The following is a 26403-nucleotide window of genomic DNA, read 5'->3' as shown; positions in this document are numbered from 1 at the left end:
TCAGGAAAAGTGGTTCAGCAATCCAGAAGATCCTCGGCATGATGATATTTTTCCCGGTATTCCCGTGGCGTCATGCCGGTTTCTTTTTTGAAGGCACGGGAGAAGGCAAATGGATTTTGATATCCGCAGGAGAACGCCACGCTGGAGACAGGGATATCCGTGATGGTCAGAAGCTCCCGGGCGTTGATGATCTTGGCTGAAGTCAGGAATGCTTGGGGTGTGGTTCCAAGATGTTTTTTAAAAAGTCCGTAAAGGTGGCTTCGGCTGATATGGAGATAGTCAGCAACATCTGTCACAGTGATATTCTGCAGCGGACTTTTTTTGATGTAATCAACAGCCTGTGTGATGTAAAAATTATCGTTGGATTCCATGGTGGTGTAGGAAGCATGAAATTCTTCCTCCAGCAGGGCAATGATCCGGTAAAGACCGCTCTGGATATAGGCCTCACCGGAAGGCGTCAGTTGTGGATGAGCCATCATTTCAAGAATAGTTTCCTGATATGGAAGAACCGAATTCAGCTGCTGGACCGGAGTTTCCCCGGTAAGATGGCAGTGCTCGCAAAGCGTTGGAGCGTTTTCCCCGTTGAAGCAGATCCAGATGTAAGTCCAGGGATCAGAAGGTTCCGTTTTGTAGAGAGAGCTGGTCATAGGAGGAATGAAAAAGCACTGTCCGGCTTTCAGGGTATACTTCCGGTTATTCATATAGAAATAGCCCTGCCCGCTCAGCACAAAGTGAATGGTGTAATACCGCCGTACACCTGGACCATAGGACTGCTCCGGTGTACATTTTTCCCAGCCGCAGGAAATAAGATGAAGTTCTTTTGATGAAGTCTGGCGGTTCATGACCTGCTTGTTTTTCATGAGAGTTTTCTGCCTTTCGATATATGGTTATTATAAGTAATATCAGTTTAAAATATTTGATCTGAGGTGTAAAGAACAAAGATGAACCGATAGGACAAAAGACAGTTGCCGTGCAATAAACGTGCGGCAGCTGTTTTTTATATCCTGGTGTTGTCTTGACACTTGTAAAAGAAAAAGGTTTACCACCAGGAAAAATATCGTTATAATAGGAGAAACGCAGCTTTTCTGTGGCAAAAATATAACGGTCCGGGAGATATCTGCGTCAGAAATATTGCTTATCCGGTGATATATCAGATGATATGAAGAATTTTCCGGTATGTAATAAGAAAGGAGAAAGATATGTCATATTTAGGTGAAGAAATCAAAAAACTTGGTTTTGGCCTTATGAGACTTCCGCAGAAATCAGAAGGTGTGATCGATGTGGAGCAGACCAAAGTCATGGTGGACAAATTTATGAAAGCCGGATTTACATATTTTGATACAGCATGGGCTTATGCAGGAAGCGAAGATGCTATCCGCGAAGCGCTGGTAGAGCGTTATCCGAGAGAAAAATATCAGCTAGCCACCAAGATGGCAGCCTGGATCAACTGCAAGACAAGAGATGAAGCTCTTGCACAGTTTAAAACATCTCTGGAGAGAACAAAGGCAGGATATTTCGACTTTTATCTTCTCCACAATCTTGGAGAGCACAGAACAAAATATTTTGATGAGTACGGTTTATGGGACTGGATCCGTGAACAGAAGGAAGCCGGTCTGATCAGACATGCAGGATTTTCGTTCCACTCCACACCGGAGGAGCTGGATGCACTTCTCACTGCACATCCGGAAATGGAATTTGTACAGCTGCAGATCAATTACGCAGACTGGGAAAATCCGGCGATCCAGTCAAGAGCCTGCTACGAGGTAGCCAGAAAACATGGAAAACCGGTCATTATCATGGAACCTGTAAAAGGCGGCATGCTTGCAACTCCGCCGGAAGCAGTGGAAAAGCTTCTGAAGGAAGCAGAGCCGGAAGCATCTACAGCATCCTGGGCGATCCGTTTTGCGGCAAATCTGGAAGGCGTGATCACCGTACTTTCCGGAATGAGCAATGTTGGACAGATGGAGGATAACCTTTCCTTTATGAAGGATTTCAATGGCCTTACTGACAGTGAGAAGGAGACTCTTGATAAGGCAAGAGAGGCTATGAGCAAAATTCCTCTGATCCCATGCACAACCTGTAACTACTGTGCAAAGGTCTGTCCGATGGAAATCGGAATTTCCGGTTCTTTTACAGCAATGAATTATCTGACATTGTACGGAAATAAAGCCGCCGCAGCGCATCAGGAAGACTGGCTGGTAGTCAGTCATGGCAGAAAGCGTGCAGATGAATGTGTAAAATGCGGACAGTGTGAGGAAGTATGTCCGCAGCATATTTCCATCCGCGAGGAACTTGAGAAAGTAAGCGAGGCTTTTTGCAAATAAAGGAACTGATCCGGCAGGAAGCGGATCAGGGTAAGGAGAGAGTTTAAAAATGGAAAAATTCAAAGCATTTCTGAAACGGAAGGATATTGAGATCTCTCTGAAGAGATATGGTATCGATGCACTGGGAGCTATGGCACAGGGACTTTTCTGTTCCCTGCTGATCGGTACGATCATCAACACCATTGGCACACAGTTTCACATTCCGTTTCTGACTATGGCAGTTGCCACAGTCAATGATACCCAGTACACAGTAGGTTCTCTGGCATCTGCCATGAGCGGCCCTGCCATGGCAGTAGCCATCGGTTACGCCTTGCATTGCCCTCCGCTGGTATTGTTTTCGCTGATCACTGTTGGATTTGCCTCCAACGCACTTGGCGGAGCAGGCGGTCCTCTGGCTGTACTGTTTGTTGCCATTGTTGCAGCTGAGATCGGTAAGGCAGTTTCAAAGGAAACAAAGATCGATATCCTTGTAACGCCTCTTGTAACCATCGGTGTGGGCGTAGGTCTTTCCGCATGGTGGGCACCGGCCCTTGGAAAAGCTGCTATGAAGGTAGGAAGCGTGATCATGTGGGCAACAGATCTGCAGCCATTCTTTATGGGAATCCTGGTTTCTGTATTTGTTGGAATCGCACTGACGCTGCCGATCTCTTCTGCTGCGATCTGCGCGGCTCTGGGGCTTACCGGACTGGCAGGCGGCGCTGCAGTAGCGGGCTGCTGTGCGCAGATGGTAGGTTTTGCGGTCATGTCCTTCAGGGAAAACAAATGGGGTGGTCTTGTCTCTCAGGGAATCGGAACTTCCATGCTCCAGATGGGAAATATCGTCAGAAATCCAAGGATCTGGATCGCTCCGATCGTAACATCTGCTATCACAGGACCTATTGCAACCTGCTTGTTCAGGCTTCAGATGAACGGAACTGCTGTATCCTCAGGAATGGGTACCTGCGGTTTTGTAGGTCAGATCGGTGTGTATACAGGATGGATGAATGATATTGCAGAAGGAACCAAGACAACTGTTACAGCTATGGACTGGGCAGGACTTTTTCTGATCTCTTTTATTCTCCCGGCAGTTCTCTGCCCGTTGATCAATATGTTTGTACGTAAGCTCGGATGGGTGAAAGATGGAGATATGACGCTGTCATAAGCTATATCAGATCTTACTTTAAAATCAAAAAAGAGTATCACAGGAACTCATTGATAGTGATGAGCTTTGTGATACTCTTTTATTTTAACTTTTATGCTACATGTGATCCGGTGGCATTACTCCGTTCCAGTCCACAGGCCTTTGCATATTCATGGAGTTTCTCTTTTGCGGAATAATTCAGATCCTGAGGAACCTGGATCTGAATGGTTACATACTGATCACCGCGGACGGAAGGGTTCTTCATGGAAACAATGCCTTTTCCTCTCAGGCGGATCTTGGAACCGGACTGCATACCTTCCCTGATCTTACAGATAACATTTCCGTAAAGGGTGGGAACGGTGGCTTCACCGCCGAAAACAGCGGTTGTGTAAGGAATAGAAATGGTGGTATAAACATCCGATCCCTTTCGTTCATAGCCAGGACGTGTTCCTACGGTAACCTTCAGAAGAAGGTCACCAGGCTCACCGCCACCGGTTCCGGGCATGCCTTTTCCTTTCAGACGGATACTCTTGCCGGTATCAATACCTGCCGGAATATGAATCTGAAGTGTCTGCGGTGCACCGGAGCTTCCGTCCGGACCGGACAGAGAGATCCTTTTATCTGCACCAAAAGCTGCCTCATCAAAGGTAACGTTGATGCTGGCCTTCACATCAGAGCCTTTTTGCGGAAAATCCTGTTGATGGAATCCGCCGAAGCCGTTGCCACTGTGAAAGCCACTTCCGCCAAATCCACTGTGAAAGCCGCCACCGTTACCGGTGAAATGCTCATATGTGCCATTGCTGCCGAAACCGCGGCTTTCGCCGTGACTGCCGTGGAACATATTTCCGAAGATATCACCAAAAATATCGTCCATATTTTCACCGTTAAAATGAAATTCCTGATAGCTGCCATTGCCGCCACCCTGGAATCCGCCGAATCCACCGGCACCTGCGCCGGCTCCAGGATCAGCTCCTGCTTCAAATGCGGCATGACCAAACTGATCATACATTTTTTTCTTCTTTGGATCACTTAAGACATCGTAGGCTTCGTTTACTTCTTTAAATTTATCTGCGGCATCTGCATTACCGGCGTTTGTATCCGGATGATATTTTTTGGCCAGTTTACGATAGGCTTTTTTTATTGTTTTTTCATCTGCGTTCCGGTCAATGCCCAGAACATCGTAATAATCTCTTTTTACTGCCATGGTATTCACCTTCCCTTATATTATAGTCTGCAGCGTCCCGGATGATCGATCTGTCCTCTCAGAGGACAGATCTCCCGGACTGTCATATATTGAACGTATGCGTATAAAATTCCCCGGGAAAAATCCCGGGGGCATTACTTTTATCTTGTTCTACATGTAATATAACACTACTAATTAAAAGTGTCAATACCTGCATTGCAGAAAAGAACATTTTGGACTGCAATAAGAGATGTGATTCTTACAGCTATCAGCTGAAAATATGATATAATACTACCATAAATTCCGGTGCGGTCTGCTCAGTAAATAAAAAACAGAGAGAGCCGCAGATCAGAGAAAGATCCAAAAAAGAAAAGGAGGCGTATAATATGAGAAAAAGAACTCTTCTGTCCAATATAAAGGCAGTAAAAAGGCTGGTACTTCTGACACTTATACTGGCAGCAGCTTTTCCGGCGACGATCCGGGAGACAAAGGCAGCAGCAGGAACCACTTTTAAAGTCAAAGTCACAGATGGATACCTGGCTCTCCGGAGTGAGAAGGCTTTTGACAAAGGCAATGAGATCGGACAGCTGAATACAGGAGATCTTGTGGAAGTTACAAATCGGAAGGACGCTACCTACTGGTATGCATACGTGCCAAGACTGGATAAATCCGGATATCTGGACAAAAACTATATCCAGATAGCCGAGAACGCCACAGCTTCCAACGATTCCTGGACAGTAAAGGTAAAAAAAGGCTATCTGGCTCTTCGAAGTACCGCAGCTTACAATGACAGTAACGAGATCGGACGTCTGAATACCGGAGATGTCGTTCTTGTAAAGGACAGCAGTGATTCTACTTACTGGTACGTATATGCTCCGGGGCTTGATAAATCCGGATATGTGGATAACCGGTATATTTACAACAGTGGTCTGTGGACAGTTAAAGTAGAAACAGGTTATCTTGCCCTTCGCAACAAGGCAGCCTATAATGAAAGCAATGAGATCGGACAGCTGAATACCGGTGACACGGTTCAGGTGAAGGACACCAGCAACGATCAGTACTGGTATGTATATGTTCCGCAGCTGGATAAGACCGGTTATATTGACAGGAACTATCTTACCGGAGGCTCAGGTACGACAATTCCATCCATGACTGTTAAAGTGGAAAGCGGCTATCTGGCTCTGCGCAGTACAAAGGCGTATGACAAGGACAATGAGATCGCCCAGCTGAATAACGGAGATACGGTAGAAGTCATTGAGAAGAAAGACAGTACTTACTGGTATGTATATGTTCCGAAGCTTGGAAAAGAAGGATATGTAGATAAGAACTACCTTAAATAAAAAGATAAAGGATGCTTGTTGCCGGATCTGCCTGAAGAGGAACAGAAAGCCGGAACAAGAAACGGGGAGGCAGAAAGATGACTCTGGCACAGCTCAGATATACCATAGCAATTGCAAAAGCCGGATCTATGAACGAGGCAGCAAAAAGCCTTTATATTTCTCAGCCCAGTCTTTCCACGGCAATCCGGGAGCTGGAAGCAGAAACCGGTGTTGAGATCTTCCGAAGAACGAACCGAGGAATCGCCGTAACGCCTGCAGGCGAAGAATTTCTGGGGTATGCAAGGCAGGTGGTGGAACAGTACGAACTGATGGAAGCCAAATATATTTCCAAGGAACAGTCACGCAAAAAATTCAGTGTTTCCATGCAGCATTATACCTTTGCAGTTAATGCCTTTGTGGAGCTGGTAAAGCAATTCGGCATGGATGAGTACGAATTTGCGGTCCACGAGACCAAGACGCATCAGGTCATCGAGGATGTCCGTAATTTCAAGAGTGAGATCGGGATCCTCTACGTAAATGATTTTAACCGTAAGGTACTTACAAAAATGTTTCATGAGTATGGTCTGGAGTTTCACGAACTTCTCAACTGTCGGATCTACGTTTATATGTGGAAGGGGCATCCTCTGGCGAAGCGTGAGAAGATCACGCTGGAAGAACTGAAGGAATATCCGTGTCTGTCCTTTGAACAGGGAGGAAATAACTCTTTTTATTTTGCTGAGGAGGTTTTGAGCACCTATGAATACAAACGGCTGATCAAAGCCGATGACAGGGCTACTATGCTGAACCTGATGGTAGGACTGAATGGATATACCTTATGCTCCGGTATTATCTGTGAGGATCTTAATGGTTCCGATTACTGTGCTGTGAAGCTGGATTCCGATGAGATCATGACAATCGGTTATGTTGCCAGAAGGGGTGTTAACATCAGTGCCCTTGGGAAAAAATATCTGGAGGAGATTTCCAGATATAAGGATAAAGCACTGAAATAAGAGAAAATAAAATCTGACAGATCACAGCCGGAGAAGCAGGGAAAAACAAGCCGATCACACACGGATCACAAAACCATCCTTACGCGGTTTGGCTGTTGGATACTCACAGTCACGGTATCCAAGAACACAGTGGCCCACGCCGATATATTCCTCCGGAACACCCCACTGCTTCTTCAGCTCTTTTCCTTCCTCTGAGTCAAAAACTTCTCTTGCACGGTGAATCCAGCAGGAGTCCACGCCGAGAGCATGTGCGGCATTCATGAGATTTCCCATCACAAGACTTCCGTTTTCCACACAGGTGCCCATTTTGCTGTCGGAAAAGACAATGATCACAGTTGGGGCGCCGTAGAACGGATCTGAGGTGCTGCCCATAACAGCTGCGTTCATTTTGGAAAGCCTTGCAACCAGCTCCGGATCCTGTGTCACTACCATAAGAGTGCTCTGCTGTCCCATGCCGCTGGGGGAATATTCTCCCGCTTCCAGGATCGTATCCAGAGTTTCTTTCGGAACAAGCTCTTTTTTGTAGGCGCGGATGCTTCTGCGTTCTAACAGGTTTTTGATGCTTTCATTCATGATCATTACCTCCTGATGTTAAATTTTGTTGAAAATATTTCCTGCAAAAGAAAGTAAGTTTCTTTTTATTCTGATAAAAACCATTATAACGCAGATGATTATAGTTTCCAATAGATAGAAGGATATAACTTTACAATTTATAAAGAAATATTATATAATCTGGTTATGATATTCCTGCGGCGGATGCGGGAGAATTTCGGGTGGAGATACAGAGACAGAATAGTTAAGACAGAAAATATGAGGTGCCAGATGGAAAAGGTTCGGAAACATTTTTATTTTTCAGGAAGAGTACAGGGAGTAGGCTTTCGTTACCGCTCCTATTATATTGCACAGTCCATGGGACTGACCGGCTGGGTACGGAATCTCTGGGATGATCGTGTGGAAATGGAAGTACAGGGAACCAGAGAAGAAATCCGGGAGATGGTAGAACGCCTTTCTCAGCAGAGCTTTGTGGAGATCGAGGGGATTGAAGCGAGGGAAATTCCACTGGAGGAGGAGTTTGGCTTTCATGTGAGAGGATAGTGAAATGGCCGGTTCATTCCAGCTCCAGTGCCAGATACAACAGAACAGCGTCCCGGAATTTTCGGGGATTGAGACCACATTTTTTATAAATGTGGTTTAATTTATATTGAAGAGTATTTTTGTGGAGAAAAAGCTTTTCTGCGGCATCAGCCAGAGACATTTCCAGGGAAAAATAAGTTCGCAGAAGGTTCTTTTCATCCGGGGACAGCTGATAACTAAACAGCAGAACAGTTATTTGGCTGCAGAGCTGCGCAGAGAATATCCGCCTGAAACGTAAATGAACATTTCACGTTTCGGGTACACGGAATGATAGAACGGAGAGTACGGATATCAGCTTTACATAAAAATCATACAGGAGGAAAATAAAATGAAGGTAGTAACAGCGATCGATTCTTTTAAGGGCAGTATGACATCCATGGAGGCAGGCTTTGCAGCTGCTGAAGGTATCCATCGTGTGGATGCGGACGCAGAAGTTCAGGTAAGACCACTGGCAGACGGTGGAGAGGGAACCGTGGAAGCCCTTGTCGCAGGAATGAACGGAAAAACAGAGCACGTAAAGGTTACGGGGCCTCTTGGCGAGCCGGTGATCTGTGAGTATGGCATCATCGAAAGCACAAAGACCGCAGTGATCGAAATGGCTGGTGCAGCAGGGATCACGCAGGTGCCGGACGAAAAAAGAAATCCTCTTTATACCACAACCTACGGTGTCGGTGAGGTGATCAAGGACGCCATCGAAAAAGGCTGCCGCAGATTTATTGTGGGTATCGGCGGAAGCGCCACCAATGACGGTGGTGTGGGAATGCTTCAGGCACTTGGCTATGCATTTCTGGATAAAGACGGAAAGCAGGTCCTTCCGGGAGCAAGGGGCCTGAAAGACATCACAGAGATCACAGCTGCCTATGTGATCCCGGAGCTTGCAGAATGTAAATTTCGTGTTGCCTGTGATGTCACAAATCCTCTTTGCGGAGAGCTTGGATGCAGTTCCATCTACGGACCGCAGAAGGGTGCTACGCCGGAGATGATCCAGGACATGGATCAGTGGCTGGGTGCTTACGCAGAGCTTGCAAAGGAGCGTTTTCCGAAAGCAGATGCAAAGTATCCGGGAACAGGTGCTGCCGGCGGAATGGGATTTGCATTCCTGACCTTTACCGATGCAGTCCTGGAATCCGGGATCAACATCGTGCTGGATGAGACAAAACTTGAGGACTACATCAAAGATGCGGATCTTGTGATCACAGGTGAGGGACGTATGGATGGACAGACAGCCATGGGAAAAGCGCCGGTAGGTGTTGCAAAGCTTGCAAAGAAATATGGCAAAAAAGTGATCGCCTTTGCAGGTGCCGTACAGCGTGACGCAAGAGCCTGCAACGATGCAGGGATCGATGCCTTTTTCCCGATCCTCCGCGGAGTGGTAACTCTGGATGAGGCCATGAAAAATGAGAATGCAAAGCAGAATCTGGCAGATACTGCAGAGCAGGTTATCAGACTGATGAAATAAATAAAGGCATGTAATCCGTAAATTTCAGGATTCCTGCAGAAATACAGAGCGTGAGTGTCTGATCTGCTGTAAGAATAAATTTGGTGAAAGACGCTGAGAAGACATTGGATGATAATACAAAAAAGACAGGCCACCTCAGAAGCCTGTCTTTTTTGTGGTTTATAATTTGTAAAAATAAGGGAGCTGTAACCGGATTAAATCAATTTATGGGGATTTCAGTCTTATCCTTCGATCGGCTCAAAATCCACAGCGCCATGCTTGCACAGCGGGCAGATGATATCTTCCGGAAGTTCATCGCCTTCATAGATGTATCCGCAGACTTTGCATACCCAGCCTTTTTTGCCCTCGGTCTGTGGCTTTGGCTTTACATGTTTCTGGTAGTAGGTGTAAGTCATGGTATCCTGATCGCTCATGACACGGGCCTCTGTGACGCTGCAGATGAACATTCCGTGAGTGCCGAGATCCACATAGTTTTCTACCTTCAGGGACATGAAAGCATTGATATATTTGTCCAGGAATACCAGGCCGTTGTCGGAGTGGTTTACTTTCTGGCCGGCAAATTTATCGGTGTTTCTGCCGGACTGGAAGCCGAACTGCTCAAAAACAGAGAACGGAGCATCTGTGGACAGGCAGTTTACGTTCATGATACCGGTCTGCTGAATCACGTGGTGAGAGTAGTTTGCCTTGTTGATGTTGACAGCCACGCGATATGGGTTGTCGGTAAGCTGTGTAACGGTATTGACGATCAGACCGTTGTCCTTTTTGCCATCGTTGGAGGTTACCACATAGAGGCCGTAACCGATGCGGAACAGAGCGGTCATATCATTTTTGTTGGCAAGATCATCGCTTTTTGCAATGTATTCCTGGCAGAGCTCATCAGCCATAGCTTCCATCTGTCTGCGGTTTTCTTCGTTTACTGCAGACATGATCTTAACTGTGGTATTCAGCCAGTTGATCTTTTTGCATTTGGAAAGCATTTCTTTCATGACCTTCGCTGCCAGCGGTGCCCAGCTTCCGTTTTCAATCAGTCCTACCGTGCGGTTCTGGAAGTTGTGCTCTGCCAGACGGGTAATAAAGTCGTTCATAAACGGATAGATACCTGCATTATATGTGGTGGTTGCGAGAACCAGCTTGGAGTAACGGAAAGCATCGCTCAGTGCCTGGGACATATCATCTCTTGCAAGGTCATAGATCAGAACACGCGGACATCCTTTGGCACGGAATTTATCGGCAAGCTGTGCGACTGCTGTTCTTGTGTGGCCGTAAACGGAAGTGTAGGCGATCACGATTCCGTCATCCTCCGGTGTATAGGAAGACCAGGTATCATAGAGACTGATATAATGTCCAAGATCTTCAGTAAGAACCGGTCCGTGGAGCGGGCAGATGGTCTGGATATCCAGAGTTGCGGCTGCTTTCAGAAGGTTCTGCACCTGCACACCATATTTTCCAACGATGCCAATATAGTATCTTCTTGCCTCATCGTCCCATGGTTCCTCTGCATCCAGGGCACCGAATTTTCCGAAGCCGTCTGCGGAAAAAAGAACCTTTTCTGTGCTGTCATAAGTGACCATAACCTCCGGCCAGTGAACCATCGGTGCAAATACAAAAGTCAGATCGTGTTTTCCAAGGGAAAGGGTTCCGCCGTTATCTACGATGATCTGATGACCTTCCAGATCTAGGTCAAAGAAGTTCTGCATCATGGCGAAGGCTTTTTTGTTGGAAACAACGATGGTGTCCGGATAAGCCTTCAGGAAGTTTGCGATGTTGGCTGCGTGATCCGGTTCCATATGCTGTACGATCAGATAATCCGGTTTCCGGTCACCCAGAACTTTCTGGATATTATCAAGCCATTCGTGAGTAAAATTTGCATCTACCGTATCCATAACCGCAATTTTTTCGTCCAGGATCACATAGGAGTTGTAGGACATGCCGTTCGGCACTTTGTACTGGCCCTCAAAAAGGTCAACCTGATGATCATTAACGCCTACATATTTGATGGTATCTGTGATTTTCATGAGCGATTCCTCTTTTCTTTCCATGGTGGATTTGTTTATATGCTTCAGTGATTTGTTTGTTTCTTAACTTTGATAAAAATATAACAGAAATTGATGACAAAAACTGTTGCAAATACAACAAAACAGGAAAAATTTCCAGACTTTACATTTTTTTCGTGCTGGTATAAAATCAGAAACATGCAGCAAAATAAAATGCGGATATTTGATTTGAGAGTCCTCTTACATAGTCTTGTATGCAAAGAGGAAAGTACAGATATGCGGAAGAGTATTTTGCCGGTGGGAGGAAAATTTATGGAGCATATCACTTTATTTACGGATATTTTGCCCGAAGAACAGGAAAGAATGCGTGTCTGCTTCAAAGTCCGGGAGAAAGTTTTTCAGAATGGAGAAACCATCATGGAATATTCCAGCTCCATGAAAAAGATCGGTCTGATCCAGGAGGGAAGAGCAGTTCTTTACTGCTGTGACGAGGATGGAAATGAGTATGTCATCGATGAACTGAATAAGGACAGTGTATTTGGCGAACCGTTTCTGCTTCCGTCAGATTCCCAGCATTATTATGTATGTGCCACTACCGTGACGAAGGTGCTGTTTATTGATTATGAGCATGTGATCAAGCGCTGTGAAAATGCCTGTCATCATCACAGCCAGATGGTCAGTAATCTTCTGCAGATGACAGCCCTCCGTTCCAGGCAGCAGACGGATCGGATATACATGCTTTCACGATCCTCCACCAGGAAGAAGCTGATAGCCTATCTGCATTCTCTGGCTGCGGAAAAAAATGCCGGGAAATTCAAGCTGCCCATGTCCTATACCGCACTGGCCCAGTACTTAAGTGTGGACCGTAGTGCCATGATGCGAGAGATCAAAAATCTTTCGGATGAGGGTGTGATCCGAAGAAACGGACGGAATGTGGAGCTGCTTAAATAAAGAAGATCATCATGAGAGACTTGGATTTACCCAGCTTGGCGTGATCCCGAAGGGGTTCCGTATGAAGGACGGACATTATGAGGATATCTGTCCGTATTATCATGAACTGTAAGAGAATTTTGAAAGGATTTTTAAATGAAAAATCTTCAGATCATTGCATACATGCAGCATTTTATACGGCAGCAGGTCATGCCGGGAGACATCTGTATCGATGCAACAATGGGAAATGGCAATGACACGGCTCTGTTAAGCCAGCTTGCAGGAAAAAGGGGACGGGTTCTGGCTTTTGACATTCAGAAGCAGGCACTGGAACATACGAAGGAGCGACTGAAAAGAGATAACTGTCCGGAAAATTATCAGCTTCTTCTGGAGTCTCATGAGAATATGGATGTTTATGCAGGAGCAGAAACCGTGTCCTGCATCACCTTTAATCTGGGATATCTTCCCGGCGGAGACCATTCGGTGGCGACCAGAGCAGACAGCAGCATAAGAGCGGTAGAAAGCGGACTTAAGCTCCTGGAAAAAGGCGGACTTATGACACTTTGCATTTACAGTGGCGGGGATACAGGATATCAGGAACGGGATGAGATGCTTACGTTTATCCGTCAGCTGGATCCTCATAAATATCTGGTGATCCTGTCGGAATATGCAAACCGGCCTAATGATCCGCCCATACCGGTGCTGATCATCAAACTGCAATGAAGACATAAATCGGTTACTGTCCGAAATACAGGACACAGAGCCCGGAGGGAGCTATCATGAATGATTACATATATTATTATCTGCTTGCAGTCAATATCCTGGCCTTTGTGCTTTTCGGAGTTGACAAGCAGAAAGCCCGTCGTAATAAATGGCGGATCCCGGAGAAGACCTTGATCTTAAGTGCTGTCATCGGTGGCAGCGTCGGGGCGATCCTTGGCATGAGATTTTTTCACCACAAAACCCGAAAAGCCAGATTTGCAATTGGTGTACCGGTGATACTGCTGGTGCAGATTGGTGTGGTGTGCCTGGTACAGTGGGCGATGAAGTAAAACTATGAAGGCAATAACTATAAATGCAATAACCATAAATACAATACCTGTCTGAAAAAATAAGACAGCTGTCACAGGACAGAGGAGAGACCAATACTCCACGCCTGGGGCAGCTGTTATTTTTTTCATAAAAGGATGCTCAAAAATTCCTTCTTGACAAATACTTTTATGATGATATAATTTGATAATCAAAATATTTTAAGATAAAAGATAATTCAGAGAACAGCAGTACAGATTTATACAGACTGATTTAAGACAGATATCATGGAGAAAAATATGACAGGTAAAATATGTGGAACCGGTTCGTGGGCACCGGACAGAGTGTGGGATAACAACGATCTGGCAAAGATGGTGGAAACCAGTGATCAGTGGATCCGGGAAAGAACCGGTGTGGTACAGAGACATATTGCAAAAGAGGACGAAGATACTGTGACGATGGCAGCGGGGGCAGCATTAAAAGCTCTGGAAGACGCAGAAATGAAGGCAGAAGAGATCGATCTGATCCTTGTGGCAACCATTTCTCCAACAGAGATCATGCCCTGTGTGGCATGTGGGGTGCAGGAGCGGCTCGGAGCGGAAAAGGCTACCTGCTTTGATCTGAACGGCGCCTGCACAGGATCTCTTCTGGCACTGAACACTGCGCAGGCATACCTGGCCCAGGGAATATACAGGAATGCCCTTGTGATCGGAGCGGAAAAACTGTCCGGTTTAACAGACTGGACAGATCGTGGCACCTGCATTCTTTTCGGGGATGGTGCGGGAGCAGTCGTGCTGAGAGCAGAAGAGGGTGGAAGCTATGCACAGGTAACCCATTCCATTGGAAAAAAAGGCGGTGCACTTACCTTACAGAGCAGAAATCAGATCCGTTATGAAAATGATCCGAAGGCAAAGGAAACCTACATACAGATGAACGGAAAGGAAGTGTTCAGCTTTGCCGTGAGCAAGGTACCGGAGGCTGTGAAGGAGCTTCTTTCCCGAGAGCAGGTTTCCTGTGAAGATATCAGTTATTATCTTCTCCACCAGGCAAATGAGCGGATCATCCGTTCCGCAGCAAGGCGGCTGGGCGAAGACATTTCCAAGTTCCCTATGAATATGGACAGATACGGCAATACTTCTTCCGCAAGTCTTCTTATCCTCCTGGATGAGATGAAAAAAAGCGGAAAACTGCAGCGGGGTGACAGAATGGTCCTTGCAGGCTTCGGCGGCGGACTGACGTACGGAGCAAGCCTGATCGAGTATTAAAGCCCCTGTTAATGAATTGTTAAAATAAGGCTACGTAGTGAATGCGGATGTTTTTATCCGCTTGATCCAAATAAACCGCGGATGCTTTTATCCGCTTGATTTAATTTTCCGGAGGTAAAAGATGAAAACAAGAGTTACAGAATTACTTGGTATTGAATATCCCATCATCCAGGGCGGTATGGCCTGGGTGGCAGATCATCACATTGCGGCAGCAGTATCCGAGGCAGGCGGTCTGGGACTGATCGCAGCGGCAAACGCACCGGCAGAGTGGGTGCGTGAGCAGATCCGTGAGGCGAAAAAACTGACAGATAAGACTTTTGGTGTAAACATCATGCTGATGAGTCCAAGTGCCGATGAGGTTGCGAAGATCGTAGTAGAAGAAGGGATTAAGGTAGTAACAACCGGTGCCGGAAGCCCGGAAAAATACATGGAAGCATGGAAAGCGGCCGGAGTAAAGGTGATCCCGGTTGTTGCATCTGTAGCTCTTGCAAGAAGAATGGAGCGCTGTGGCGCAGATGCAGTGGTAGCAGAGGGAACCGAGTCCGGCGGACATATCGGTGAGACAACCACTATGGCGCTGGTACCGCAGGTCGTGGATGCAGTAAAGATCCCGGTAATTGCAGCAGGTGGAATTGCAGACGGTCGTGGGATCGCGGCAGCCTTTATGCTAGGTGCAGAAGCCGTACAGATGGGAACCCGATTTGTGGCAACAGAGGAATGTCACGTACATGAGAATTACAAACAATTCCTTCTGAAAGCCAGGGATATCGACACAAGAGTAACCGGCCGTACCACAGGTCATCCGGTCCGTACCTTAAGAAACCCTATGACAAAGGAATATCTGGAGAAAGAAGCTGCAGGTGCATCCTTTGAAGAACTGGAAATGCTGACACTTGGTGGCCTCAGGAAGGCTGTTGTTGACGGCGATGTAAAAACCGGAAGCGTTATGTCCGGACAGATCGCAGGTATGGTAAAGGATGTACCGACCTGTAAGGAGCTGATGGCAAGACTGATCAGAGAGACAAAAGAGACTGTAAAGAAAAACAGTTTTCTTGTGGAGGAATAATAAATGGGAAAAACAGCATTCATCTTTCCGGGCCAGGGTGCACAGAAGGCCGGAATGGGAAAAGATTTTTATGAGAAATACGATACAGCAAAGGATGTTTTCGACTCTGCCGGTGAGTGGCTGGATCTGGATATGAAAGCACTTTGCTTTGAAGAAAATGACAGGCTTGACCTGACTGAATATACACAGGCTGCACTGGTCACTACCTGTCTTGCCATGGAGAAGGTGGTAGAGGAGATGGGACTTCATCCGGATGTAACTGCAGGATTAAGCCTTGGCGAGTACTGCGCTATTGAAGCTGCCGGCGGCATGGAGCTGAAGGATGCTGTTACTACCGTGAGAAAAAGAGGAATCCTTATGGAGCAGGCAGTTCCGGCAGGTAAGGGAAGCATGGCAGCAGTTATGGGAATGGAGACAGAGAAGATCGAGGAAGTGCTTGCAGACATTGCGGATGTAAGCATTGCAAACTACAACTGTCCCGGCCAGATCGTGATCACAGGCCTTGCGGAGGCAGTTGCGGAAGCCTCTGAAAAGCTGAAGGCAGCCGGAGGAAGAAGAGTGATCCCGTTAAATGTCAGCGGACCGTTCCACTCCGCAATGCTTGCCACTGCAGGAAAAGAACTGGGAAAGGTTCTGGAGGGTGTCACCCTTCATGAACTTAAAATCCCGTATGTGACAAACGTGACCGCAGAGTATGTGGAAGATCCGGCGGAAACAAAAGCACTTCTGGAAAAACAGATTTCTTCTTCCGTGCGCTGGCAGCAGAGTGTGGAAAATATGATCCGTCAGGGAGTAGATACATTTATTGAGATCGGACCGGGAAGAACCCTTGCCGGATTTATGAGAAAGATCGACAGAAATGTAAAAGTATATAACATCCAGACCGTAGAAGACATGGAAAAAGTCTGCCGGGAACTGGTATAAATATTGGAAAAAAAGATAAAGAATCAAAAACAAAGCAGGCATAGTGCAGCAGACAGAAATGCCAGGTAACAAATGCGGATCATGGATGACCGCATAACATCAGAAAGGAATTCATATGTCAGAGAAAAAAATCGCAGTTGTAACAGGCGGTGCACGTGGAATCGGGAAAGCCATCGCCCTGGAGCTTGCAAAAGCAGGAAACCTTGTAGTGATCAATTATAACGGCTCAGAAGAAAAAGCCCGGGAAACAAAAGCAGAGATCGAGGCAGCCGGCGGCCAGGCAGATATCCTGCAGTGCAATGTGGCAGATTTTGATGCATGTGAAGCTTTTTTCAAAGCTGTTGCAGAGAAATACGGACGTGTTGATATCCTGGTAAATAATGCCGGAGTTACGAAGGACGGACTTCTCATGAAAATGAGCGAAGAGGATTTTTCCAGAGTTGTTGACATCAATCTGAAAGGAACCTTCAACTGCATCCGTCATGTGTCCAGAATGATGCTGAAGCAGAGAAGCGGCCGGATCATCAGCCTTTCATCGGTGGTAGGCCTTCGTGGAAATGCAGGACAGGCCAACTATGCGGCATCCAAAGCCGGGATCATCGGTCTTACAAAATCCGCTGCAAAGGAGCTGGCATCCAGAGGGATCACGGTCAACGCCATTGCACCGGGATTTATCAAAACAGACATGACGGACGTGCTTTCTGACAAAGTAAAAGAAAATATTGCGGCATCTATCCCCATGGGAAGCATGGGAACAACAGAAGATGTGGCAAAGGCAGCCGCATTTCTGGCATCAGACGGTGCACGTTACATCACAGGACAGGTACTTCGCGTAGACGGCGGAATGGCAATGTAAAGAAGGCTCCCCGGAGTCAGGAGGATAGATTGATGAAAAGACGAGTAGTAGTAACAGGACTTGGAGCAGTAACACCGATCGGAAATGATGTGGAAAGCTTCTGGAACGGAGTAAAAGAAGGAAAGGTGGGGATCGGACCGATCACCCGTTTTGATACGACCGGATACAAGGCAACACTGGCAGCAGAGCTTAAAGATTTTGTGGCAAAGGATCGCATGGATCCGAGAACTGCAAGAAGAATGGAGCCTTTTTCCCAGTATGCGGTAGCAGCTGCACTGGAAGCAGTGGAAAATTCCGGGCTTAAGATGGAAGAGGAAGATCCGTACATGGTAGGCGTTATCATCGGCTCCGGTGTGGGAAGTCTTCAGGCTACCGAGACCAATGAGAAGAAGCTTATGGAAAAAGGTCCTTCAAGAGTGGATCCGCTTCTTGTTCCGAAGATGATCACAAACATGGCAGCCGGAAATGTTTCTATCGCTACCGGCGCAAAAGGAAAATGTACCAACGTGGTAACGGCATGTGCGACAGGAACACATTGTATCGGAGATGCTTTCCGTGCCATTCAGTATGGTGATGCAGATGTAATGCTTGCCGGTGGTACAGAGGGAGCTGTCTGCCCTATCGGTATCGCAGGCTTTGCAAGCCTTACTGCACTGAGCACAAGTGAGGATCCGCTGCGTGCATCCATTCCGTTTGATAAAGACAGAGGCGGTTTTGTTATGGGCGAGGGTGCAGGTGTGGTTGTTCTGGAAGAGCTTGAGCATGCCAAAAAGAGAAATGCCAATATCCTGGCAGAGGTTGTGGGATACGGTGCAACTGCAGATGCTTTCCATATCACATCTCCGGCCGAGGACGGAAGCGGCGCCGCACGTGCTATGGAAAATGCCATGAAGGAAGCAGGTGTTGCACCGGCGCAGGTAGATTATATCAATGCACACGGAACCGGAACACATCACAATGACCTGTTTGAAACAAGAGCTATCAAGCTTGCGTTTAAGGACGCTGCCAAGGATGTAAAGATCAATTCCACAAAATCCATGGTGGGCCATCTTCTTGGCGCAGCAGGAGCTGTTGAGTTTATCGTATGCGTAAAATCCATTCTGGACGGATTTATCCATCAGACAGTGGGAACAACAGAAACAGAGGAGGAGCTTGATCTGAACTATATGATCGGCGCTCCGGCAAAACAGGAAGTTCGTTATGCAATGAGCAATTCCCTTGGATTTGGAGGACACAACGGAACATTGCTTGTAAAGAAGTATGAGGAGGACTGAAGCTATGGAATTTAACCAGATCCTTGAACTGATTGATCACGTATCTGCATCAGAGCTTACTGCCTTTACATATGAGACAGCAGATCTGACCTTAAGTATGGAGCATGGAAAGCCACAGATCATCCAGGGGGTTATGGGAGAAACTGTGGAAAACATTCCGGCAGCAGGAATGACCGGTGGAAAAGTCCGCAGGGCAGTGAATACAGCACCGGTGGCAGGCAAAGATCCTGTGGTACCGGCTTCAACAGATGAAATGGCAGTGACAGGAAAAACTGTGGCAGAAGCACAGGGAGTGAAAGGTACTGAGCAGTCGGAAACCGTACCACAGAGCGGGGAAGATCAGACAGGCAGCCTGGTAACATCTCCGCTGGTAGGAACCTTCTATGCTGCACCGTCCCAGGATCTTCCGCCTTACGTTCAGGTGGGAGACAAGGTAAAAAAAGGTCAGGTTCTTGCAATCGTGGAAGCTATGAAGCTGATGAATGAGATCGAAAGTGATTTTGACGGCGAGATCGCAGAGATCTATGTGGAGAACGGACAGCCGGTAGAATACGGTCAGAAGCTTTTCCGTATCCGATAAGTACCTTCAGATCGGAATCAGAGAATAAGAAAAATTATTGTTTCAGGAGGACAGAGAATGAAGCATCTTGATGTAAAACAGATCGAGGAGATCATTCCACACAGACATCCGTTTCTGCTTGTGGACTATATTGAAGATTATGAGCCGGGTGAATTTGCTGTCGGATATAAATGTGTGACCTTCCGCGAGGATTTTTTTCGGGGACATTTTCCCCAGGAGCCGGTAATGCCGGGTGTTCTGATGGTAGAAGCGCTGGCACAGGTGGGTGCGGTAGCCATTCTTTCCCTGGAGGACATGAAGGGAAAAACCGCTTATTTCGGAGGCATCAACAAGTGTAAATTCCGCAGAAAGGTAGCTCCGGGAGACAAGCTCCGTCTTGAAACAAAGATCATCCGCAGAAAGGGTCCTGTAGGCATTGGTTCTGCAGTGGCATCTGTGGATGGAGAGGTTGCCGTAGAGGCTGAGCTTACATTTATGATCGGGTAAGGTGATTGTATGATTCGAAAGTTACTGATCGCCAACAGAGGCGAGATTGCGGTGCGTATTATCCGTGCCTGCAGAGAAATGGGAATTGCCACAGTGGCGGTTTATTCTGAGGCAGATGAGGAAAGCCTTCACACACAGCTGGCGGACGAAGCAATCTGTATCGGACCGGGACCATCTGCACAGAGCTATCTGAATATGGAACAGATCATCAGTGCAACCATGGTTTCCGGTGCGGATGCCATTCATCCGGGATTTGGCTTTCTTTCTGAAAATGCCAGATTTGCGGAGCTCTGTGAAAAATGCGGAATCACATTTGTGGGTCCGCCATCAAAGGTCATCCGTATGCTGGGCAACAAAAAAATTGCAAGAAGTACCATGATCGCAGCTGGTGTTCCGGTAGTTCCGGGCAGCGAAGGGGATGTGGAGGATATTGAAACCGGTCTTAAGGAAGCTGAGAGGATCGGTTATCCGGTGATCATCAAGGCAGCTCTTGGCGGCGGCGGAAAAGGCATGCGTGTGGCAAACACACCGGAGGAATTTCCGGAAGCCTATGCAACCGCCAGAAAAGAGTCTGAGATCGCTTTTGGCGATGGTACCATGTATATTGAACATTTCGTGGTAAATCCGAGACATATTGAGTTTCAGATCCTTGCAGACAGCTTCGGAAATGTGATCCATCTGGGAGAGCGTGACTGCTCCATCCAGAGAAATCATCAGAAGATGATCGAGGAATCTCCAAGTGCTGCAGTTTCTCCGGAATTAAGAGAAAAAATGGGGCATGCGGCGGTGACAGCGGCGAAAGCAGCCGGTTACGTAAATGCGGGAACGATCGAATTTCTTCTGGAACCGGATGGAAAATTCTGGTTTATGGAAATGAATACAAGGATCCAGGTGGAGCATCCGGTGACCGAGTGGGTAACAGGAATCGATCTTGTAAAGGAGCAGCTGAAGATCGCTTCCGGAATGCCTCTTGAGATATCACAGGAGGATGTCCGGATCCAGGGACACGCCATTGAGTGCAGGATCAATGCTGAAAATCCTCAAAAAAATTTCCGCCCTTCGCCGGGAACTATCCAGGGAGCGCATTTTCCGGGAGGAAACGGGATCCGTGTGGATACCTGTGTGTATAACGGCTGTAAGATCCCGCCATATTATGATTCCATGCTTGCGAAGCTGATCGTTCATGCAGGTAACCGGAAAGAAGCCATTGCAAAAATGCAGAGTGCTCTTGGTGAGGTGATCATTGACGGAATCGATACAAATATTGACTATCAGTACGAAATCCTGAAAGATGAGGATTATCAGTCCGGAAACTTTGACACAGGCTTTCTTGCCAGCCATATCATTGCAGGAGTGAAGATCAATGAGAATTAAGCACATGTTCAAAAAAACAGTCAGGGATATCCGGGGTGAGGAACAGGAAAACATTCCGGAGGTGCCGGATAACCTGATGCGTAAATGCAACGCCTGCAAAGCGGCGGTTTTTGTAGACGAGGTAAAGCAGAATCAATACATCTGTCCCCACTGCGGAAATTATTTCCATGTACCCGCTTACCGTCGGATCAAAATGATCGCAGACAGAAAGAGTTTTGTGGAGTGGGATGCTCACATGGAAGAACAGAATCCCCTTCAGTACAGAGGCTACGAAGAAAAGCTTCAGGGACTTCGTGAAAAGACAGGGCTTGATGAGGCTGTAGTTACCGGAAAGTGTACTATAAAAGGGATACCTGTGGCACTTGGTGTCTGTGACTGTCGTTTCATGATGTCCAGTATGGGAGAAGTCGTGGGGGAAAAGATCACGCGGGCTTTTGAACGTGCCACAGAGGAGAAGCTGCCGGTAATCCTCTATATCTGTTCCGGCGGTGCCAGAATGCAGGAGGGGCTGGTTTCCCTGATGCAGATGGCAAAAACCAGTATGGCCATCCGGAAGCACAGCGATGCCGGACTTCTTTATGTGCCGGTCCTCACAGACCCGACAACAGGCGGCGTGACGGCAAGCTTTGCTATGCTGGGAGATATTATCCTGGCAGAGCCGAAAGCGCTGATCGGTTTTGCAGGTCCCAGAGTGATCGAACAGACCATCGGGCAAAAGCTTCCCAAAGGCTTCCAGAGAGCGGAATTTCTTCTGGAACACGGCTTTGTGGACAAGATCGTAAAGCGTGAGGAGCAGAGGATCGTATTGTCGGATATTCTGAGATTACATCAGGATAAAGTTCTGAATAATGTACAGTCCGATAATGCAGACATTAAAAATGGGTTCAAGTCTGACAATCAGGAATCGATGAAAACGGTTGAGGAAGATAATAGGATCTGGCCGGACTTCGTCCCATCCGGAGATTTCACTCCCTGGGAACATGTCCAGCTTGCCAGAGCCAAAACACGCCCTACAGGAAAGGATTACATCGAAGCGCTTTTTGACGATTTCATGGAATTTCACGGAGACCGTCACTGCGGGGATGATCCGGCAGTGATCGGTGGTGTGGCATTTTTCCACGGACAGCCGGTAACTGTCCTTGCACAGGAAAAAGGAGAGGGTACAAAGGAAAACATTACCCGGAATTTCGGAATGGTATCTCCGGAGGGGTACTGGAAATCCCTGCGCCTGATGCAGCAGGCAGAGAAATTTCACCGTCCGGTGATCTGCCTTGTAGATACACCAGGCGCATTCTGCGGGCTGGAAGCAGAGGAACGTGGACAGGGTGAAGCCATTGCAAAAAATCTCTATACACTGGCAGGTCTCACAGTGCCGGTGCTTTCCGTTGTGATCGGTGAAGGCGGAAGTGGAGGTGCCCTTGCCTTGGCGGTGGCAGATGAGGTATGGATGCTGGAGCATTCCGTTTATTCCATCCTGTCCCCGGAGGGCTTTGCCTCCATTCTCTGGAAAGACAGCAAAAAGGCAAAGGAAGCAGCAGCAGTGATGAAACTCACAGCTGCAGACCTTTACCAGATGGGAATGATCGAGCATGTGATTCCGGAAGCAGAGCCTGTAAGCCGTGAGAACATAAATGATATTGCGGGTTGTCTGGAAAACGGAATTGCGGATTTTCTTGAGAAATATGGCGAAGAAGAGCCGGAGAAGCTTCTGGAACATCGTTATGAACGTTTCCGGAAAATGTAGAAGCAATAAGTGCAGTGATTTTGTAGTCCGCAAAGTAAAAATCCAGTGGAAAAAATGCCATATTTATGTTACGATGGCTTCATAAACAGAGAACCGGAGAAGCCTTTTTGCTCCGGAGAAACAGGAGCGGGTAGAGTGGACAATCGGGAAGTTATAAATGACGTGCTGGTGAATCTGTTCAATGAGATCCTCCGACTGGAGGAGGAAGCCATCATCACAGATAAATATAAAGATATTTCCAACAATGATATGCACATTATCGAGGCTGTAGGCCTTGGAGGGGGGAACATGTCCTCCATTGCAGCCAAGCTTAAGATCACCGTAGGCTCCCTCACAACATCTATGAACAGTCTTGTAAAAAAGGGCTATGTGAAGAGAGAACGAAGTGAGAAGGACCGGCGTGTGGTATTTATCCAGCTTACAAATAAGGGACGTATGGCATATCATCATCATGCGGAGTTTCACAGGCAGATGACAGAAGCGGTGATCGCAGAGCTGAATGAGAATGAGACAGAAGTGCTGGTAAAAGCACTGGACGGACTGCGTAAATTTTTCAGACAGTATCACGAACAATGAAGAAATGTATAATAAAAGCATCCGGATCGGTAATAAAGGACAATTACCGATCCGGATGCTTTTTGCATAACAGGCATTTTCGACACGGACATTTATTGAAAATGATATTAAATGTCGCCTTTGTTTTTGTGATACGAGAGTTTATTCGTCCCAGCCATCCTGGAAGCGGATATTTACAGAGATATTGCGGACAACGTCTCCCTCCTGAAGCTCCAGATCGCTCTCATCGGAAACCGGAGGAAGCTTTCCCTCAAATTCCATAAGCTCTGTGTAGATCCAGTCGTATGCAGCTGCATTGGCATTTTCGATGGCATCATCCAGCGTGTCACCGCTGGCTTCACAGCAGACAAGATCCGGAAAAAAAGCATTGTATTTTTTGTCCTCTGTGGGACGGAAAACTGCGGGATATATAAATTTCATAGGTAAGATTCCTTTCTTTTTTTAAATGAAGTGATCCGTGTAATACCATGAATATGGATAGTTTTACCTGACCTAGTACAGCGAATATTAAGTAACCGCCATATTGACTTGTCTGATTTTTCATCTGCTGCGTTGTCGTCAATCGTCGTAGCCACCGCTACGCCTCATTCCTCCGCCTTGCAGATGAAGAAATCATCCTGCGTCAATATAGCAGAAACTTAATTTTCGCTGTACTAGTAAGTATATACCAATTTCAGAATGAGGGCAAGCGAGTTCATGATCCAATGAAAGATCTAAATAAGAACAGCAGAGTTTTGGGGATGCTATAATCAGAAAATTGTCGTATATAAGTAAAAATGATAGATATATAAAACTTTTTATCCTTGTATGTAGGAAATATAGATGCTATACTGTGTAATACAGAGTATGAACGGGGGTTCGAAAGACCTGACGGGAGGCACAGCTATGATTTATACAGCTTTGACGAAAAAAGCTATGAAGGTGGCGTACGAGGCACATCATGGACAGACAGATCGAAGCGGGACACCTTATATCTTTCATCCATTTCATGTAGCGGAGCAAATGGATGATGAACTCAGTGTATGTACGGCACTTCTGCACGATGTGATAGAAGATACAGAGATCACATTTGAGGATCTTACCGGAGAATTTCCGGAAGAGGTTGTGGAGGCATTACGTTGTCTTACAAGAGATAAGAATATGAATTATTTCGATTATATCCGGAAGCTTCGGAAGAATCCGATCGCAAAAAAAGTGAAGCAGGCTGATCTGCTCCACAATTCTGATGTAACACGTCTTTCTGACTGCGAAAATATGTCTGCTGAACAGATATCACGGCTGCATGGAAGATATAAACGGGCTTTGGAGATACTTCATGATGCCAGGTGATATTATTTTCGCACAAGTCATTTATTGACTTTTATTCAGTTTTTTCATGCGCATGATCCACACAAAATATCCGTGACCTCAGATATTATTGTGGATCTTCTTAGTGGAAGTATGGATTTCTTGCATTGATCTCCATGTAGCATTGGATCGCATATTTGATAAATTCTATGATTTTTTTCATTTTAGTTTCCTCCTCTTTTCTTTAACTTACAAATGCATTATAATAAACTCTCGGAAATATTACGTGCCAAAAACACAGAAAAAGTAGTCAAATATTGCGGAGAGAAAAATCCATGTTTCCAGTATACGAAGAAAAAAAGAAGAATCTCCATATTCATCTGCGGACCTCAGCCCATGCTTCACCCCATCTTTATAACTCCATAGAGTTTATCTATATCACAGAGGGAACTCCGGAGCTTGGTATGGGACAGGAGCTTTATCATATGGAAGAAGGAGATCTTGCAGTGGAACAGGCGTATGTGCAGATCCTTCTGGCAAGAAGCATTTCCTGTTTTCGCATGATGGAGAAGAGCAGAGTGGAGAGCAATGATATCATTTCAAGAGAATACAGAACATTATATAAGGAAAAATATTTACGAGAGGGACAGACATGATCACAGTAGAGCTGGAACATTTCAGCCTTGATAAAATATGCGATTCCGGACAGTGCTTCCGGATGAGAAAGCTTGGAGACGGACATTTTTCCATGGTGGCGGGAGACCAGTATCTGGAAATGTATCAGAAAGACGGAGTGGTGGATTTCTGCTGCTCTCAGGAGGAATTTATCTGTTACTGGGTGCTTTATTTTGATCTGGATACGGATTATGAAGCTTACATGAATGCTGCTAATCCACGGGATAAATATCTGGGTGCCGCAATAAAGGCAGGAGACGGGATACGGATATTAAGACAGGATCTCTGGGAAATGATCGTTACGTTTCTGATATCTCAGCAGAACAATATCAAGCGTATCCGCAAATGTATCGAAACCATCTGCCGGAAGTACGGAGAGCGAAAAAATTCATCTGCAGGTGTGGAATACTACGCTTTTCCGACTGTAGAGGCGCTGAGTCAGGCAACGGAAGAGGAGTTAAGAGGATGCGGCCTGGGATACCGGGCAAAATATATCGCAGTAACGGCCAGGACCATTGCATCCGGTCAGATCTCCCTGGAAAAAATCTATGATATGCGTTACCCTCAGGCAAAGAAGGAGCTGATGAAGCTCTGTGGTGTGGGAGAAAAGGTAGCTGAATGTATCTGCCTGTTTGCACTGCATCATATGGATGCTTTTCCCATAGATACCCACATCCGTCAGGTCATGGACGTGCATTACAAAAGAGGATTTCCCAACCGCAGATACAGAGGAATGCGTGGGATCATGCAGCAGTATATTTTTTACTATGACTTGTACTCATAGACTGCGGATG

Annotated in this window: 28 protein-coding genes and 1 pseudogene; 23 read left to right on the top strand and 6 right to left on the bottom strand. The window is 46.6% G+C overall.

The features are described from left to right. Positions 1–14: 14 nt before the first annotated feature. The gene (locus V9W66_RS06995) at positions 15–860 is read right to left on the bottom strand and encodes an AraC family transcriptional regulator (protein WP_144093783.1); all 846 of its coding nucleotides are present in this window, start codon (positions 858–860) and stop codon (positions 15–17) included. A 339-nt stretch (positions 861–1199) separates the two neighbouring features. Between V9W66_RS06995 and V9W66_RS06990 the strand changes: the two genes are divergently transcribed. Both V9W66_RS06990 and V9W66_RS06985 read left to right on the top strand, forming a co-directional pair. Further along, positions 1200–2324, top strand: coding sequence for an aldo/keto reductase (locus V9W66_RS06990; protein WP_144093782.1), 1125 nt, complete (start codon positions 1200–1202; stop codon positions 2322–2324). Positions 2325–2373: 49 nt separating this feature from the next. Next, positions 2374–3465 (top strand): PTS transporter subunit IIC, encoded by a 1092-nt coding sequence (locus V9W66_RS06985; RefSeq protein WP_144093781.1) that lies wholly within the window; start codon positions 2374–2376, stop codon positions 3463–3465. A 91-nt stretch (positions 3466–3556) separates the two neighbouring features. Here V9W66_RS06985 and V9W66_RS06980 read toward each other — a convergent pair whose 3' ends face one another. Next, on the bottom strand, positions 3557–4648 hold the full coding sequence (locus V9W66_RS06980) for a DnaJ C-terminal domain-containing protein (RefSeq protein WP_144093780.1): 1092 nt from the start codon (positions 4646–4648) through the stop codon (positions 3557–3559). A gap of 365 nt (positions 4649–5013) precedes the next feature. Between V9W66_RS06980 and V9W66_RS06975 the strand changes: the two genes are divergently transcribed. Together V9W66_RS06975 and V9W66_RS06970 are read left to right on the top strand one after the other, a co-directional pair. Then, a complete protein-coding gene (locus V9W66_RS06975; RefSeq protein WP_243121656.1) occupies positions 5014–5967 on the top strand; it encodes a hypothetical protein in 954 nt (317 codons plus the stop codon). Between the two features lie 77 nt (positions 5968–6044). Then, positions 6045–6956, top strand: a complete 912-nt coding sequence (locus V9W66_RS06970) for a LysR family transcriptional regulator (RefSeq protein WP_144093779.1) — start codon at positions 6045–6047, stop codon at positions 6954–6956. Between the two features lie 54 nt (positions 6957–7010). On the opposite strand, the gene V9W66_RS06965 is transcribed toward V9W66_RS06970, so the two are convergent. Then, positions 7011–7529 (bottom strand): nitroreductase family protein, encoded by a 519-nt coding sequence (locus tag V9W66_RS06965; RefSeq protein WP_015525528.1) that lies wholly within the window; start codon positions 7527–7529, stop codon positions 7011–7013. A 249-nt stretch (positions 7530–7778) separates the two neighbouring features. On the opposite strand from V9W66_RS06965, the gene V9W66_RS06960 reads away from it, so the two are divergent. Further along, positions 7779–8051 (top strand): acylphosphatase, encoded by a 273-nt coding sequence (locus tag V9W66_RS06960; protein WP_144093778.1) that lies wholly within the window; start codon positions 7779–7781, stop codon positions 8049–8051. A 13-nt stretch (positions 8052–8064) separates the two neighbouring features. Here the strand turns inward: V9W66_RS06960 and V9W66_RS06955 are convergent, their stop codons facing one another. Beyond that, the gene (locus V9W66_RS06955; RefSeq protein ID WP_227945638.1) at positions 8065–8235 is read right to left on the bottom strand and encodes a helix-turn-helix domain-containing protein; all 171 of its coding nucleotides are present in this window, start codon (positions 8233–8235) and stop codon (positions 8065–8067) included. A 183-nt stretch (positions 8236–8418) separates the two neighbouring features. Between V9W66_RS06955 and V9W66_RS06950 the strand changes: the two genes are divergently transcribed. Then, positions 8419–9549 carry a glycerate kinase family protein gene (locus V9W66_RS06950; protein WP_144093777.1) on the top strand — a complete coding sequence of 377 codons (1131 nt, stop codon included), beginning with the start codon at positions 8419–8421 and terminating at the stop codon, positions 9547–9549. Positions 9550–9770: 221 nt separating this feature from the next. Here V9W66_RS06950 and V9W66_RS06945 read toward each other — a convergent pair whose 3' ends face one another. Next, positions 9771–11564 carry a flavin reductase gene (locus tag V9W66_RS06945; protein ID WP_144100278.1) on the bottom strand — a complete coding sequence of 598 codons (1794 nt, stop codon included), beginning with the start codon at positions 11562–11564 and terminating at the stop codon, positions 9771–9773. Positions 11565–11855: 291 nt separating this feature from the next. Here V9W66_RS06945 and V9W66_RS06940 point away from each other — a divergent pair, with 291 nt between their 5' ends. From V9W66_RS06940 to V9W66_RS06875, 14 genes and pseudogenes are all read left to right on the top strand, one after another. Further along, positions 11856–12494 carry a Crp/Fnr family transcriptional regulator gene (locus tag V9W66_RS06940; protein ID WP_173740370.1) on the top strand — a complete coding sequence of 213 codons (639 nt, stop codon included), beginning with the start codon at positions 11856–11858 and terminating at the stop codon, positions 12492–12494. Between the two features lie 10 nt (positions 12495–12504). Then, positions 12505–12606 (top strand): annotated as a pseudogene (locus V9W66_RS06935) (GNAT family N-acetyltransferase); the annotation flags it as partial. Positions 12607–12629: 23 nt separating this feature from the next. Continuing rightward, positions 12630–13196 carry a class I SAM-dependent methyltransferase gene (locus V9W66_RS06930; protein ID WP_144094102.1) on the top strand — a complete coding sequence of 189 codons (567 nt, stop codon included), beginning with the start codon at positions 12630–12632 and terminating at the stop codon, positions 13194–13196. Between the two features lie 56 nt (positions 13197–13252). Then, entirely contained in the window at positions 13253–13525 is a 273-nt protein-coding gene (locus V9W66_RS06925; protein WP_022427174.1) for a DUF1294 domain-containing protein, read from the top strand. Between the two features lie 276 nt (positions 13526–13801). Then, a complete protein-coding gene (locus V9W66_RS06920) occupies positions 13802–14767 on the top strand; it encodes a beta-ketoacyl-ACP synthase III (protein WP_015525537.1) in 966 nt (321 codons plus the stop codon). 121 nt (positions 14768–14888) lie between these two features. Continuing rightward, a complete protein-coding gene (gene fabK / locus V9W66_RS06915) occupies positions 14889–15833 on the top strand; it encodes an enoyl-[acyl-carrier-protein] reductase FabK (protein WP_015525538.1) in 945 nt (314 codons plus the stop codon). 3 nt (positions 15834–15836) lie between these two features. Then, complete coding sequence (gene fabD / locus V9W66_RS06910) at positions 15837–16757, top strand: ACP S-malonyltransferase (RefSeq protein WP_144093464.1); 921 nt, start codon at positions 15837–15839, stop codon at positions 16755–16757. A gap of 115 nt (positions 16758–16872) precedes the next feature. Next, a complete protein-coding gene (fabG, locus tag V9W66_RS06905; protein WP_015525540.1) occupies positions 16873–17613 on the top strand; it encodes a 3-oxoacyl-[acyl-carrier-protein] reductase in 741 nt (246 codons plus the stop codon). A 32-nt stretch (positions 17614–17645) separates the two neighbouring features. Continuing rightward, positions 17646–18887 (top strand): beta-ketoacyl-ACP synthase II, encoded by a 1242-nt coding sequence (gene fabF / locus V9W66_RS06900; RefSeq protein ID WP_015525541.1) that lies wholly within the window; start codon positions 17646–17648, stop codon positions 18885–18887. 4 nt (positions 18888–18891) lie between these two features. After that, positions 18892–19467 (top strand): acetyl-CoA carboxylase biotin carboxyl carrier protein, encoded by a 576-nt coding sequence (gene accB, locus V9W66_RS06895; RefSeq protein WP_144093461.1) that lies wholly within the window; start codon positions 18892–18894, stop codon positions 19465–19467. A 57-nt stretch (positions 19468–19524) separates the two neighbouring features. Then, positions 19525–19953: a 3-hydroxyacyl-ACP dehydratase FabZ gene (gene fabZ / locus V9W66_RS06890; RefSeq protein WP_015525544.1), complete on the top strand. Its 429-nt coding sequence runs from the start codon at positions 19525–19527 to the stop codon at positions 19951–19953. Positions 19954–19962: 9 nt separating this feature from the next. Next, positions 19963–21327 carry an acetyl-CoA carboxylase biotin carboxylase subunit gene (locus V9W66_RS06885; RefSeq protein ID WP_092071743.1) on the top strand — a complete coding sequence of 455 codons (1365 nt, stop codon included), beginning with the start codon at positions 19963–19965 and terminating at the stop codon, positions 21325–21327. Continuing rightward, entirely contained in the window at positions 21317–23071 is a 1755-nt protein-coding gene (locus V9W66_RS06880; RefSeq protein ID WP_144093459.1) for an acetyl-CoA carboxylase carboxyltransferase subunit alpha, read from the top strand. The genes V9W66_RS06885 and V9W66_RS06880 overlap by 11 nt, the downstream gene beginning before the upstream one ends. A 135-nt stretch (positions 23072–23206) precedes the next feature. Beyond that, positions 23207–23647 carry a MarR family winged helix-turn-helix transcriptional regulator gene (locus V9W66_RS06875; RefSeq protein WP_022427168.1) on the top strand — a complete coding sequence of 147 codons (441 nt, stop codon included), beginning with the start codon at positions 23207–23209 and terminating at the stop codon, positions 23645–23647. A gap of 141 nt (positions 23648–23788) precedes the next feature. On the opposite strand, the gene V9W66_RS06870 is transcribed toward V9W66_RS06875, so the two are convergent. Then, positions 23789–24067, bottom strand: a complete 279-nt coding sequence (locus V9W66_RS06870) for a type II toxin-antitoxin system HicB family antitoxin (RefSeq protein ID WP_144093457.1) — start codon at positions 24065–24067, stop codon at positions 23789–23791. Positions 24068–24532: 465 nt separating this feature from the next. On the opposite strand from V9W66_RS06870, the gene V9W66_RS06865 reads away from it, so the two are divergent. The 3 genes from V9W66_RS06865 (at position 24533) to V9W66_RS06855 (ending at position 26393) form a co-directional block, all read left to right on the top strand. Next, positions 24533–24976, top strand: coding sequence for an HD domain-containing protein (locus V9W66_RS06865; RefSeq protein WP_114001518.1), 444 nt, complete (start codon positions 24533–24535; stop codon positions 24974–24976). Positions 24977–25269: 293 nt separating this feature from the next. Next, a complete protein-coding gene (locus tag V9W66_RS06860; protein WP_144093455.1) occupies positions 25270–25590 on the top strand; it encodes a hypothetical protein in 321 nt (106 codons plus the stop codon). After that, the gene (locus V9W66_RS06855) at positions 25587–26393 is read left to right on the top strand and encodes a DNA-3-methyladenine glycosylase family protein (RefSeq protein ID WP_021652785.1); all 807 of its coding nucleotides are present in this window, start codon (positions 25587–25589) and stop codon (positions 26391–26393) included. The genes V9W66_RS06860 and V9W66_RS06855 overlap by 4 nt, the downstream gene beginning before the upstream one ends. Positions 26394–26403 lie beyond the last annotated feature (10 nt).

Origin of the sequence: Blautia massiliensis (ex Durand et al. 2017) (genome assembly GCF_051861785.1) — a bacterium.
GTDB classification, from domain to species: Bacteria; Bacillota; Clostridia; order Lachnospirales; family Lachnospiraceae; genus Blautia_A; species Blautia_A luti_A.
The sequence above is the reverse complement of the archived record's forward strand: the minus strand, read 5'-3'. Positions and strand labels throughout refer to the sequence as shown.